Annotated in this window: 11 protein-coding genes; 7 read left to right on the top strand and 4 right to left on the bottom strand. The window is 70.2% G+C overall.

The window, feature by feature from the left end; all coding sequences use genetic code 11:
• Positions 1-2: 2 nt before the first annotated feature.
• From SANBI_RS00120 to pknB, 5 genes are read left to right on the top strand one after another with little or no spacing between them, the layout of a single operon-like run.
• Complete coding sequence (locus tag SANBI_RS00120; protein WP_319157801.1) at positions 3-1520, top strand: Stp1/IreP family PP2C-type Ser/Thr phosphatase; 1518 nt, start codon at positions 3-5, stop codon at positions 1518-1520.
• The gene (locus SANBI_RS00115) at positions 1520-3055 is read left to right on the top strand and encodes an FtsW/RodA/SpoVE family cell cycle protein (RefSeq protein WP_319157799.1); all 1536 of its coding nucleotides are present in this window, start codon (positions 1520-1522) and stop codon (positions 3053-3055) included. The genes SANBI_RS00120 and SANBI_RS00115 overlap by 1 nt, the downstream gene beginning before the upstream one ends.
• A complete protein-coding gene (locus tag SANBI_RS00110) occupies positions 3052-4521 on the top strand; it encodes a peptidoglycan D,D-transpeptidase FtsI family protein (RefSeq protein WP_319157797.1) in 1470 nt (489 codons plus the stop codon). The genes SANBI_RS00115 and SANBI_RS00110 overlap by 4 nt, the downstream gene beginning before the upstream one ends.
• Complete coding sequence (locus SANBI_RS00105; RefSeq protein ID WP_319157795.1) at positions 4518-6512, top strand: serine/threonine protein kinase; 1995 nt, start codon at positions 4518-4520, stop codon at positions 6510-6512. The genes SANBI_RS00110 and SANBI_RS00105 overlap by 4 nt, the downstream gene beginning before the upstream one ends.
• A complete protein-coding gene (pknB, locus tag SANBI_RS00100; protein WP_319157793.1) occupies positions 6512-8569 on the top strand; it encodes a Stk1 family PASTA domain-containing Ser/Thr kinase in 2058 nt (685 codons plus the stop codon). The genes SANBI_RS00105 and pknB overlap by 1 nt, the downstream gene beginning before the upstream one ends.
• Before the next feature lie 141 nt (positions 8570-8710).
• Here pknB and SANBI_RS00095 read toward each other — a convergent pair whose 3' ends face one another.
• The gene (locus SANBI_RS00095) at positions 8711-9346 is read right to left on the bottom strand and encodes an aminodeoxychorismate/anthranilate synthase component II (protein ID WP_056134646.1); all 636 of its coding nucleotides are present in this window, start codon (positions 9344-9346) and stop codon (positions 8711-8713) included.
• A gap of 126 nt (positions 9347-9472) precedes the next feature.
• Entirely contained in the window at positions 9473-10225 is a 753-nt protein-coding gene (locus SANBI_RS00090) for a DUF881 domain-containing protein (RefSeq protein WP_319157790.1), read from the bottom strand.
• Positions 10226-10318: 93 nt separating this feature from the next.
• Between SANBI_RS00090 and SANBI_RS00085 the strand changes: the two genes are divergently transcribed.
• Entirely contained in the window at positions 10319-10588 is a 270-nt protein-coding gene (locus SANBI_RS00085; protein ID WP_056134640.1) for a cell division protein CrgA, read from the top strand.
• Positions 10589-10875: 287 nt separating this feature from the next.
• Here SANBI_RS00085 and SANBI_RS00080 read toward each other — a convergent pair whose 3' ends face one another.
• Together SANBI_RS00080 and SANBI_RS00075 are read right to left on the bottom strand one after the other, a co-directional pair.
• Positions 10876-11730, bottom strand: a complete 855-nt coding sequence (locus SANBI_RS00080) for a rhomboid family intramembrane serine protease (RefSeq protein ID WP_319157788.1) — start codon at positions 11728-11730, stop codon at positions 10876-10878.
• A gap of 28 nt (positions 11731-11758) precedes the next feature.
• Positions 11759-12298: a peptidylprolyl isomerase gene (locus SANBI_RS00075; RefSeq protein WP_319157786.1), complete on the bottom strand. Its 540-nt coding sequence runs from the start codon at positions 12296-12298 to the stop codon at positions 11759-11761.
• Between the two features lie 135 nt (positions 12299-12433).
• Here SANBI_RS00075 and SANBI_RS00070 point away from each other — a divergent pair, with 135 nt between their 5' ends.
• Entirely contained in the window at positions 12434-13495 is a 1062-nt protein-coding gene (locus tag SANBI_RS00070; RefSeq protein ID WP_319157784.1) for a hypothetical protein, read from the top strand.
• The last annotated feature ends 36 nt before the right edge of the window (positions 13496-13531 follow it).

Raw genomic sequence — 13531 nt, 5'->3', positions numbered from 1 at the left:
CCATGACCATCGCCTTGCGCTACGCCGCGCTGTCCGACGTCGGACTCGTCAGGTCCAACAACCAGGACTCCGCCTACGCCGGCCCGCACCTGCTGCTCGTGGCCGACGGCATGGGTGGGCACGCGGGCGGCGACATCGCGTCGTCTCTCGCAGTCGCCTCCCTGGCTCCCCTCGACGGTGAGGCCTTCGGCTCCTCAGAGATCCTCGAGCGCCTCGGCGAGGCCATCGAGACCGCACGGCTCGAGCTCGTCCGCAGGGCCCGCGAAGACTCCGAGCTCTCCGGCATGGGGACGACGGTGACAGCCCTGCTGCGCTCGGGCAACAAGCTGGCGATGGCCCACATGGGCGACTCCCGGGGCTATCTGCTCCGCGGCGGCCAGCTGAGCCAGGTGACCAAGGACCACACCTTCGTCCAGCACCTCGTCGACACCGGCAAGATCACCGCCGAGGAGGCCGAGCACCACCCGCAGCGCTCTGTCGTCATGCGGGTCCTCGGCGACTTCGACCTCGACCTCAGCCCCGACCTCTCCGTCCGCGAGGCGCACCCCGGCGACCGCTGGCTGCTGTGCTCCGACGGGTTGAGCGGCATGGTCAGCCTCGAGACGATCGAGCGCACCATGGTCGAGAACACCGACGTGACGGCCTGTGCCGAGCGGCTCGTCCAGCTCGCCCTGCGTGCCGGCGGGTCGGACAACATCACGTGCATCGTCGCCGACGTGCTCGACCTCGACGACCTCCCGGACGGCGCAGCGCCCGACTCCGGCGTGCAGGTGGTCGGATCTGTCGCGATCACCCGCGACGCTCCGACGACAGCCGTCGACGGTCCTGCTGCCCGGGCGGCAGCACTGCTCGCCGAGGCGCGCGCGACCGTCGGCGCCCTCGCCGAGTCGTCCCAGCAGTCGCCGGCTGCACCTGACGCTGTCGCCTCCGAGCCGGACGAGACCATCGAGGTCGCGACGGCGGCACCCAGCACCGGATCGCTCAGCCGCTCCGAGAAGAAGGCCGCACGAGCCCAGGAGCGCGCCGATGCCAAGGCCGCGAAGGCCGAGGCCAAGCGCGGGACCGGCATCTCGTCGACCGAGCTCGAGGAAGAGACCGGCCGCGGCCGGTGGGCCTGGACCCTCGTCTCCCTCGTCGTGCTGCTCGCGATCGTCGGCACCGGTGCGTTCTTCGGCTACCGCTGGACCCAGACCCAGTACTACGTCGGTCTCGCCGACGGCAAGGTCACCATCTTCCAGGGCATCTCCCAGTCGGTCGGGCCGCTCGAGCTCTCGGAGGTCTACGAGACCTCCGACGTGGTCGCCTCCGACCTCGACAGGTTCGAGATCAACCAGCTCGAGCGCACGATCCGAGCGAAGTCGCTCGACGACGCCCGGCAGCGCGTCGCGGACCTCGCTCCCGAGGGAGCAGCGACCGACGAACCGGCTGCCGGCGAGACCCCGGCTCCCACGGACGGCGCCACGACAGCTGCCGCCGATGCCGCGCCGGACGGTCCGACGACCGCGGGTGGCACCTCCTGATGGCCACGGTCGAACCTGGTCGGGTCCGCAGCGGTCGAGCCAGCGAGTTCGGCCTGCTCGTCCTCGCCCTCGCGATCGGCATCAGTGCCTACGCGATCGTCAGCCTCGTCATGGAGGGGACCCTCCCGGCGAACTTCTACATGCTCATGCTCGGCATGACGGGCCTGAGCCTCGCCCTGCACCTCGTCGTCCGCTGGCGTGCCCCCTACGCAGACCCGACCCTCGTGCCGATCGCCGTCGCGCTCAACGGTCTCGGCCTCGCGATGATCCACAGGCTGGACCTCGGGCAGCAGCTCAAGGGAGCCACGAGCGAGCTCGCGACGCGCCAGCTCGGCTGGACCGCCGTGGGTGTCGGCGGTGCTGTCGCGCTGCTCTTCGTCCTCAAGGACCACCGCACGCTGCGCCGCAACACCTACACGGCGATGGTCGTCGGCCTGGTCCTCATCCTGCTGCCGCTGCTCCCGGGGATCGGCAAGCAGATCAACGGCTCACGCGTGTGGGTGGGCCTGGGCCCCTTCACGCTCCAGCCTGCAGAGTTCGCCAAGATCGCCTTCGCCGTGTTCTTCGCGGGGTACCTGGTGTCCAACCGGGACACGCTGACGCTCGCGGGCAAGAAGGTCTTCGGCCTCCAGCTGCCGCGCTCGCGCGACCTCGGTCCGATCATCGTCGTGTGGCTCGTGTCGATCCTCGTGCTCGTCTTCGAGAAGGACCTCGGCACCTCGTTGCTCTTCTTCGGCCTCTTCGTCGCGATGATCTACATCGCGACCGAACGGGTCAGCTGGGTCCTCATCGGTCTGGTGCTGGTCGGCGTCGGTGCAGCCGCTGCGGCCTCCTCGCTCCCTCACGTCGCAGGACGCTTCGACGCGTGGCTCAACGCCTTCGACGCGGACATCTACGACCGGGACTTCGGCGGGTCGTACCAGATCGTCCAGGGACTCTTCGGCATGGCCAACGGCGGTCTCATGGGGACCGGGTGGGGCGCAGGGCGGCCTGACATCGTGCCCTACGCCTCGTCCGACTTCATCTTCGCGGCCCTCGGTGAGGAGCTGGGCCTGACCGGCGTGCTCGCCATCCTCGCGATGTACACGCTGCTCGTGCAGCGCGGCATGCGCATCGCGATCGGCACCCGTGACGGCTTCGGCAAGCTGCTCGCGAGCGGTCTCGCCTTCGTCGTCGCGTGGCAGTGCTTCGTCGTCATCGGCGGGATCACCCGCGTCATCCCGCTCACGGGCCTGACCATGCCCTTCTTGGCCTACGGCGGGTCGTCGCTCCTCGCGAACTGGCTGATCGTGGCCCTGCTCGTGCGGATCAGCGACAACTCGCGGCGTCCGACGCCGCTGCCCCTGCGCGGTGCGCCCCGAGCCGAGCCGAAGCCGACCCCCGAGCCCGCACGTGCTGCGGCCTCGCGGGACACCTCGGGCTCGCACGGCTCGACGACCTCGCAGGCCGCCGCCGTCTCCCGTGACGACGACACCCAGATCGTCCGCCCCGGGGACGACGACCAGACCCAGATCGTGCCGGAGCCTCCCCGATGAACGTCCCCATCCGGCGCGTCGCCGTCGTCGCCCTCGCCCTGTTCCTCGTGCTCATGGTCGCCTCGACGTGGATCCAGGTCGCACAGGCGCCGACGCTCAACGCCGACGGCCGCAACTCCCGCTCGCTCTACCGAGACCTGAGCATCCAGCGCGGACCGATCATCGCCGGCGGCCAGACGATCGCCGAGTCGGTCCCCGTCGACGACGCCTTCATGTACCAGCGCGTGTACGCCGAGCCAGAGCTGTACTCGGCCGTCACGGGCTACTACTCGTTCAGGTTCCAGTCGACGGGCATGGAGCGGGCCGCCAACGAGTATCTCGTCGGCACCTCCGACTCGCTGTGGTGGGACAGGTTCCGCAACCTGATCTCCGGCGGGACGCCGCAGGGCTCGTCGGTCGAGCTCACCATCGACCCCGTGGTGCAGCAGGCCGCGTGGGACGCCCTCGGTGACCAGCGCGGCGCCGTCGTGGCGCTCGACCCGAAGACCGGTGCCGTCCTCGCGATGGTCTCGAAGCCCGCCTTCGACCCCAACCTCGTCGCCTCGCACTCGTCCGCCGACGCGAGCGCCGCCTTCCAGTCCCTCGCCGACGACAGCGCGCGCCCCCTCGACAACCGGGCGATCGCCGGCCGCACCTACCCGCCCGGCTCGACCTTCAAGCTGGTCACGGCCGCGGCTGCCCTCGAGGGCGGAGCCGTCACCCCGGACCAGCAGATCCCTGCGCCCGACCAGCTCCAGCTGCCGCAGTCGAGCAGCGTCCTCAACAACTTCGGCGGCGAGTCCTGCTCCCCCACGGGCACCACGACCCTCGCCGACGCGCTGCGCACCTCGTGCAACACAGCCTTTGCGCAGCTCGGCATCGACCTCGGCCCCGAGGCCCTCGACGAGCAGGCCAAGGCCTTCGGCTTCGACTCGCGGATGTCGATCCCGCTCCAGGTGACGAGCAGCCAGTTCCCTCTCGAGGTCGACGGGGCGACCATCGACTCCGCGAAGACGGCGCTGTCCGCGATCGGTCAGTACGACGTGAAGGTGACCCCGATGCAGGTCGCGATGATCTCTGCCGCGATCGCCAACGGCGGCACCCTCATGCAGCCGTACATGATCGACCGTGTGCGGACGCCCGACCTCACGGTCGCGGTCGAGACCGACCCCGAGGAGATCGGCACTCCGATCTCCCGCGAGACCGCCGACACCCTGCGCGACATGATGATCGGTGTCGTCCAGGACGGCACCGGGACCTCCGCGCAGATCTCGGGTGTGCAGGTCGCCGGCAAGTCCGGGACGGCCGAGACCACGGCCGACGCTGCGCCCCACGCGTGGTTCACCTCCTTCGCGCCGGCCGACAACCCGCAGGTGGCCGTCGCGGTGATCGTCGAGAACGGCGGAGACGCCGGCAACGAGGCGACCGGTGGCCGTGTCGCGGCTCCCATCGCCCGAGCAGTCATGGAAGCGGTGATCAACCGATGAAGCCCGAGGCGCAGATGGCGCTCGGCGGCAGGTACCGCCTCGTCCGGCAGATCGCCGTCGGCGGCATGGGCGAGGTGTGGGTCGCCCACGACGAGTCGCTCGCACGCGACGTCGCGGTCAAGGTGCTGCGCGAAGAGTTCGCGGGCAACTCCGACTTCCTCGACCGCCTGCGGACCGAGGCCCGCAACAGCGCGGCCCTGTCGCACTCCAACATCGCCCAGCTGTACGACTACGGCGAGCAGCAGGGCTCGGGGTACCTCGTCATGGAGCTCGTCCACGGCGAGCCCATGTCCGACCTCCTCGAGCGCGAGCCCGTGCTGCCCGTCCTCCGGCTGCTGTCGATCTTGTCGCAGACGGCGCGGGCGCTGCATGCTGCCCACGTCGCCGGCGTGGTCCACCGCGACGTGAAGCCCGGCAACATCTTGCTGGAACGCTCGGGCGAGGTGAAGATCACCGACTTCGGGGTCTCCCTCGCGTCGAACCAGATCCCCATGACGGCCGCCGGCATGGTCATGGGCACGGCTCAGTACCTGTCACCCGAGCAGGCGATCGGCAAGGCCGCGACGGGTGCGTCCGACATCTACGCCCTCGGGATCGTAGCCTACGAGTCGATCGTCGGGAACCGGCCCTTCACGGGAGCCACCCCCGTGGACATCGCTGTCGCGCAGGTCAACGAGGCGGTGCCCCCGCTGCCGTCGACTGTGCACTCGGGGCTCGCAGACCTCGTCATGCGCATGCTCGCCAAGGACCCGCTCGACAGGCCGCGCAGCGGGGCGATCCTGGCGCGCACCTTCGACCTGCTCGCCGACGAGATCGCCGCCGACCCCTGGGGCAACGGTCGGCGTCGCCGTGAGCCTGCCGCACCCGTGGTCCATCGTGAGGCTCCTCCGACGGCTGGGGTGCCGGCGACCGCTCCGGCCGCAGCCGAGAGCACCCCCTCCGCTGCCGCGGTGCCGCTGCCGGACGTCCGCGAGCCAGAGGCCCCGGCCGCGCCGGTATCGCCAGGCACTCAGCACGAGCGTGCTGAGCAGGCTCCTGTCGGACGCCGGATGCTGCCGCCGACCGACCGACCGGACGTCCAGGACGAGGCACGGACCGAGACGCGCTCCGCGCCAGCGGTGCCGCCGGTCCCGCCTGCCCCGTCCCAGGCCGAGCCCAGCACGAGCGCGCCCTCAGCCTCACCTGCCGCAGCTCCCCCGTCGCGCCACGCCGAGCCGACACCACCTCCAGCACCGGTCAGCACCACCGCTCCGGCGGCTCCGGCCCGCTCCGAGACGTCCCGCGTGCGCGACGTCCCTCCGCCGCCTGCGCCGCGGCACGACGCCCAGCAGGCCCAGCAGGCCCAGCAGGCCCAGCAGGCCCAGCAGGCCCAGCAGTGGGAGCCTGTCGCACCCACCTGGGACGCCGTGAAGCCCGCGAGCCGTCCGAGCCCATCGGACCGACCGGGCTCTTCCGACGGCAGACCTGCCGGCACCTCGGTGACGTCTGCCTCGGAGCCGACAGGTTCTGTCCGGCGGCGCGTGCCCCCGCCGGGGACGACCGCGCGGTCGCGCACGACGCCTGTCGCGGGTACCCCGCGCGCACCGGGGTCGTCCACGGTGCGATCCCCTCGAGCCACCACGCGCAGCTCCGCGACCCGGAGCGCTCCTGCTCGCGGCTCGACGGCACGGACCGGGACAGGTCGCTCAGCGCCGTCCTCCCGCCGCGGCGGGGCACGGCGGACAGGGATCGCAGGTCTCCTGGCCACCATCAGGTCGGTCGGCTGGCCGACGCTCGCGCTCGTCCTCGTCCTCGTCGTCGTCCTCACGGCGACGCTGGCCAAGGCGTTGTTCGACTCCTCAGCCTCAGGCGAGGCACCAGGTCCTGGTCACCTCTCAAGAACGATCTCGGTAGAATCGACCGGCTGGACCGGCCCGGATGCCATGATCGTCGAAGCGCAGGGCTCGCAGAGCCACGGCGCAGCATCCCCAACGACACCTAAGGACACGTAGTGGTTGACGAGGCACCCCGCACCCTTGCGGGCCGTTACGAGGTCGGTGAGCTCATCGGCCGCGGTGGTATGGCCGAGGTCCACATCGGTCACGACAACCGTCTCGGGCGGACCGTGGCGATCAAGATCCTGCGCTCCGACCTCGCGCGCGACCCGTCCTTCCAGGCGAGGTTCCGCCGCGAGGCGCAGTCGGCTGCCGCGCTGAACCACCCGGCGATCGTCGCCGTCTACGACACCGGTGAAGACACCTTCACCGAGCCGAGCGGCGCCGTCTCGCACGTGCCCTTCATCGTCATGGAGTACGTCGAGGGCCACACGGTCCGTGACATCCTCCAGGACGGCAACGCCGTGCCGATCGAGGAGGCCGTCGAGATCACCTCGGGCGTCCTCTCGGCCCTCGAGTACTCCCACCACGCCGGGATCGTGCACCGCGACATCAAGCCCGCGAACGTCATGCTCACGCCCACGGGCGCGATCAAGGTGATGGACTTCGGCATCGCCCGAGCCCTCGCCGACTCCGCTGCGACCATGACGCAGACGCAGGCCGTCATCGGGACCGCGCAGTACCTCTCCCCCGAGCAGGCTCGCGGTGAGAGCGTCGACGCGCGCAGCGACCTCTACTCGACGGGCTGCCTGCTCTTCGAGCTCCTGACAGGGCGCCCGCCCTTCACCGGCGACTCCCCCGTGTCTGTCGCGTACCAGCACGTCCGTGAGGCTCCGGTCAGCCCGAGCAGCATCGCCTCCGACGTCCCTGAGACCCTCGACCGCGTGACGCTCAAGGCCCTGGCCAAGGAGCGCACAGCCCGCTACGGCAGCGCAGCCGAGTTCCGCTCTGACCTCGAGGCCGCCATCCGCGGCGGCGCGCTGGCCGCAGGGTCTCTCGGCGCCGTCGTCGCAGCATCCGCCGCGACAGGACCGGCCGAGGGCGCGACCGAGATCTTCAGCTCGGTGACCGACGACGCGACCAAGGTCGCGCCAGCCTTCGCCCCCGTTACGACGGCCGACCCGCTCGCCGAGCTCGCGACAGAGGAGGACGAGGAGAAGCCCAAGCACCGCGCGCTGCTCTGGACCCTCGTCGTCATCGCCGTGCTGGCTGTCGCAGCCATCGCGGCCATGCTGCTCCTCGACCGCGATTCGACTCCCCCGGTCGACCAGGCCAACGTGCCAGTCCTCACCGACATGTCCCGTGAGCAGATCACCGCAGCACTCACAGACGCGGGGTTCACCGAACCGCCCGAGTTCTTCGAAGAGGTGAACAACGACGTCGCACCGGGGCTGTTCATCCGCAGCGACCCGGCGGTCGGTGACTCGGTGCCCGTCACCACGGCGGTCCAGGTCTGGACCTCGACAGGCCCTGAGGACGCCACTGTCCCCGACGTCACGGGCTTCACCCAGGCGCAGGCGACCGAGGCCATCGAGGCCGAGGGCCTCGTCGTCGCTGTCGGCATCACGTCCGAGTCGAGCCCGAAGATCGCCCGTGACTCCGTCACCCGCACCGAGCCCGCAGCCGGGACCGGGGCCAAGAAGGGCGACGAGGTCAGGCTCTACGTGGCCTCCGGCCAGGTCGACCTGCCGGACCTCACCGGGATGACCCAGGCTGAGGCAGTCCAGGCGCTGAGCGACCTCGGTCTGACGGGCAGCTTCACCAACACACCGACCAACGACGTCGAGGCAGGCCGGGTCGTGTCGCAGTCGCCCAACCCCGGGTCTGTGAACCAGGGAGCGCGCATCGACGTCGCGATCGCCGAGGCGATCCCGGTCGCCACGGTGCCTGCCAACCTCGTCGGCATGACCTTCGCAGACGCCCAGAAGGCGCTCGGCGATGCTGGACTCGGCGTGCAGCTGGCTCCAGGGACGCTCCCCAGCCCGACCGGTCGCGTGGTCTCGAGCAACCCTGCCGGCGGGACCGAGGTCGAGCCCGGGTCTGTGGTCGTGCTGACCTTCGAGCCTGAGCCCTCGGCCGACCCGAGCGACGACCCGTCGGACGACCCGTCCGCAGGCGCCAACGCTAGCAACAACGGCAACAACGACGGGAAGCCGGGCAAGGGCAACGCCTGACGACCGTCCCCGCACTGCTGGCACGACGAAGGCCGCTCCCCGCTGCGGGGGGCGGCCTTCGTCGTCCGGGAGCACCACGAGAGGTTCGGCCTTCGTCGTCCGGGGAAGATACCGGGTGGACTGGTCGCCCGGCTCCGAGGATCAGCGGTGCAGGAGCGGCGCGAGCCCCTCAGCGCGCTCGACGGCGTCCGTCGACCCGCAGATCTCGAGCCAGTTGGCGAGCAGCCTGTGGCCACCCTCGGTGAGCACCGACTCAGGGTGGAACTGCACGCCGTGCAGCGGCAGCTCGCGGTGCGCGAGCCCCATGATGATCGTGCCGTGCGCGCCGTCGACCTCCGCGGTGACCTCGAGCTCGTCAGGCACAGTGCCGGTGACGACGGCGAGGGAGTGGTAGCGCGTCGCGGTGAAGGGGTGCGGCAGGCCCGCCAGCACTCCCCCGTCACGGTGCTCGACGACGCTCGTCTTGCCGTGCATGAGCTCGGGCGCATGGGTGACCGTCGCTCCGAAGGCCTCACCGAGGGCCTGGTGGCCGAGGCAGACACCGAGCATCGGGGTACCGGTGCTCGCGCAGTCGCGGATCACCTGGAGGCTCTGCCCGGCGTCCGCCGGGGTGCCCGGACCCGGGGAGACCAGCACGCCGTCGAAGGAGCCACGCTCGTCGAGGGGAGGCACGGCGTCGTTGCGCACGACCACGGTCTCGGCCCCGAGCTGCTGCAGGTAGCCGACGATCGTGTAGACGAAGGAGTCGTAGTTGTCGACGACGAGGATTCGGGTCATGTCGGTTCTCCCGCTGGTGATGCCGTGGTGGGGGTGCGCGGCGCGCGACCGTCGGTGCTGCGCGCAGAGGACGAGCCTACGTCGTGGACCGCAGCGGCGTCGGGCCAGACCGGCTGCCGAGCACAGTCACCTGTAGACGTCCGTCCCGGCCGGGACGGAGGCGTGCTCGAGGGTCAGGACCCCGGTGTAGGCGGGGGCGTCGATCGTGTCTCGGGTCTCGACCGAGTACCCCAGACCGACTGCCGCGACGTATTCCCTGTAGATGCTGAGGGGCTCAGAGGCGTCGAGCGCCGCCTGGAGCTTCTGCGGGTCCCCCACGGCCTCGACCACGTACGGAGGCGAGTAGACACGGCCGTGGAGCGACAGCACGTTGCCGACGCACCTGAAGGCCGTCAGGGCTGTCACACGCTCGCCCTGGAGAGTCATCGCCTCAGCGCCACCCGCCCAGAGGGCGTTGATGACACCTTCGAGGTCCTGCTGGTGGACGACGAGGTCGTCAGGCACGATCTCGGGCGGCTGCGGGCGGTTGGTCGGCGCGTCCTCGAGCTGCACACGCAGTCCCGCTCCGGTGACGGCCGTCATGCCGGCCTCGATTCCGGAGCTCACGTCGAGGGCAGGGTCGAGCGCCGGGACCTCGGTCGCGAGGCCTTCTGAGAGCGTGTCGACGGCAGACCGCAGGCCTTCGACCTCGGTGAGGAGGTCGTCGCCGCGGTCGACCTCCTGGCGGACCAGCTCGGCGAAGTTCTCGGGCTGCCGGTTCTCCTCCCCGCCGGAGAGCCGCGCGTTCGCGGTGAACAGCAGACCGGCCAGGATCAGCACGAAGGTCGCCGAGAGCGTGGCTCTGAGCGGCGTCCGGGTGCCGTGCGACTGAGGTGCCATGGTCCTTGCTGTCCACTGTGGGCGGTGCGGGGGCTGTGTGCCACTACGCTAGTCGAGAATACGTCGTCGACCCATCGACAGGAGCCGGCTCCAGTGCCTGAATCGAAGCGCCGCAAGAAGGCCGCGAAGACATCGTCTGAGCAGGCCTCCACACCCAAGGTCAAGCAGGAGCGCGTGGGCAACCCGGCGTGGCTCGTCCCGACCATGGTCACCATGTTCGTCGTCGGGATCCTCTGGGTCGTCATCTTCTACCTGACGTCGGGTGGCGCACAGCTGCCGATCCCGCCGATCGGGCGCTGGAACATCCTCGTCGGCTTCGCGATCCTGCTCGGTGGCTTCGGGCTGTCGACGCGCTGGAAGTAGCTCGCCGGCTGGCTCGGCCGGTCTGAGCGCGCAGGGCCCTCGTCTTGCTGCCGTGTCGACGACGCGGTGGCGGGGCGGGGGCCTTCTGCATGCTCTCGTGCGTCGACAGCAATCCTCGGTCGGTCGCCGCCCAAGCCGTGGCGGAGCGCGCGACCAGGCAGACGCCGTCTCCCGAGGAACCATCATGCACAGGCCTGTCCACAGGTGTGGATAACTTACAGGTGTGTAGTTCCCGCACGATCCTGCGAGTTCCGGCGCTCTGTCCCCACAGCTGTGGACAGCGAGGTCTACACCTGTGAATAACGCAGCAGGACTGCTCCGACGAGCAGGACGGCGACCGCGACGGTCGCCACGATCCCCACGAGGGTCCGCCGCTCGCGCGGAGCGAAGGCGTAGGCCGCACCCAGGACCGCGCCGGTGACGAGCCCGCCCAGGTGCCCCTGCCACGAGATGTTCGGGACGACGAAGCCGACCACGAGGTTGAGCCCGATGATGACCAGCATGCCGCGGGCTTCTTGGCCCATCCGTCGCATGACGACGAAGATCGCCCCGAAGAGCCCGAAGACGGCGCCCGACGCGCCCACGGTCCCGGTGAACCACGACGCAGACAGGGGGTCCGCGAGGAGCACGACCGCGACGTGGCCGCCGATCGCCGAGAGCAGGTAGAGAGAGATGAAGCGGGCCCGACCGAGCAGGTTCTCGAGGTAGGGGCCGACGATCCACAGCGCGTACATGTTGAGCGCCACGTGGAAGATCTGGGTCGAGTGCAGGAACGCTGCGGTGACGAAGCGCCACGGCTCGAGCTCGCCGGTGAACGGCGAGAAGGCCAGACGGCCCGTCCAGCCGTCGACGCTGAGCTGCAGCACGTAGCTGATCAGGCAGAGCGCGATGATCGTGTAGGTGACGACGGGGCGTCCTGTGCGCAGCGGGGCTCCGAGCGCCGTGCGGTGCACGGGGGCGGTGCGCTGCGCCTCGCGGACGCAGTCGACGCACTGGACGCCGACTGAGGCCTGGACAGAGCACTCCGGGCACGCGGGCCGTCCGCACCGCTGGCAGCGCACGTAGCTGACGCGGTCAGGGTGGCGGGGACAGGTGGGGACGGTCTGGTCGGCCGCCCCGGGCGGCGTGCTCGGAGTGCTCATGCGTCGCAGGTCAGCGGCGGTGCGCCGCTCAGTCCTCGATCGTGACGGACGTGATGGTGATGTCCTCGACCGGACGGTCGCCGGGGCGCGTCGCAGCGGAGGCGATCGCGTCGACGACGGCGCGGCTCGAGTCGTCGGCGACCTCACCGAAGATGGTGTGCTTGCCGTTGAGCCACGGGGTGGCCTCGACCGAGACGAAGAACTGCGAGCCGTTGGTGCCCTCGGGCTTGCCGGTGATGGCGTTGCGGCGCGTGCCGGCGTTGGCCATCGCGAGGAGGTACGGCTTGTTGAAGGACAGCTCCGGGTGGATCTCGTCGTCGAACTTGTAGCCCGGGTCTCCGGTGCCGGTGCCGAGCGGGCACCCGCCCTGGATCATGAAGCCCGGGATGACGCGGTGGAAGATCAGGCCGTCGTAGAAGGGCTCGTTGCTCTCGGCGCCCGTCTTGGGGTCGGTCCAGGTCTTCGACCCGGTCGCGAGACCCGTGAAGTTCTCGACCGTCTTCGGCGTGTGGTTGGGGAACAGCTCGATACGGATGTCACCAGCAGTGGTGTGGAGGGTTGCGAACATGCCGCCATTGTCCCACGACCAGGCGGTCCGGGGCAGGACCAGCACAGGATGGTCACGTCCGACCCCTCTGCGCGCAGGCCCGTGAGGTGGCAGAGTGGACTCAGGTGCATGCCCACTACTCTCAGGGAGCTTTGAATGTTGGACGGAATCAAGGACTCGGCACGCAGCGCGAGCGACAAGATCGACACCGACAAGATCAAGGACCAGGCCGCCGACCTCGCCTCCGTCCTCGCTGACGGTGCGCACCAGGCCGGCGAGAAGGCCGGCGTCGTCGCCGGTCAGGCCCGAGAGGCTGCTCTGCAGGCCAAGGACTGGGGAACACCCAAGGTCGAGGCCTTCGTCGAGTGGGTCACCCCGCGCATCGAGCAGGCGTGGAACGAGTCGGTCAAGGCCGCCGCGCCCCGCGTCGAGAAGGCAGCCGAGAAGGCCTCCCCCGTGATCGACAGCGCCCACGACAAGCTCGTCGACGAGGTCTTCCCCAAGATCGTCGCCGCACTCAACGAGGCTGCCAAGAACGCCGCCGACGTCACGAGCGACGGGGCGAGCACCGTGGCGTCCAAGGCATCGTCGGGTGCGACCCACGTGGCCGACTCCATCAAGGCTGCCTCGGCCAAGGCACCCATCAAGCTCTCCGACGCCGTGCACTCCGTCGAGAAGCACACCAAGAAGAAGCAGAAGAAGTCCGGCAAGGGCTGGTGGGTCGTCGCCGGGGTCGCCGCGGCCGGTGGCGCGCTCGTCCTGTGGCGCCGCGCGCAGCCGACGACCGACCCTTGGGCCGAGCCGTGGGAGAAGGTCGACTCGAGCGCCGTCGACAACGTCGAGGGCGCTGTCGGCAACGCCGCCGAGGCTGTCGGCGAGGCTGCTGGCGCTGCTGTCGCCAAGACCCGTGAGGTCTCGGGCAAGGTCGCCGACAAGGCCGAAGACCTCTCCGAGAAGGTCGCCGACAAGCTCTCCGAGGCCAAGGCCACCGCGAAGAAGACCACCTCGCGCGCCAAGAGCACCGCGAAGTCCGCAGCAGACGACCTCGGCGAGGCCAGCGAGCACGCCGTCGACTCCGCGAAGAAGGCCGGCGACGCCCTCGCGACCGAGGTCGAGGCGAAGGTCTCCGACAAGGACGCCGAGTCGACCGACCAGGACGACGCGGTCAACCGCGCGGGCCAGGTCGCCCCGACGTCCACCGAGGACGACACGAAGTAGCTCGACCCCAGCACAGACGACGAAGGCCACGGTTCC

Origin of the sequence: Sanguibacter biliveldensis (assembly GCF_033798665.1) — a bacterium.
GTDB classification, from domain to species: Bacteria; Actinomycetota; Actinomycetes; order Actinomycetales; family Cellulomonadaceae; genus Sanguibacter; species Sanguibacter inulinus.
Note: the sequence above shows the minus strand (reverse complement) of the source record. Positions and strands in the feature narration are given on the sequence as shown.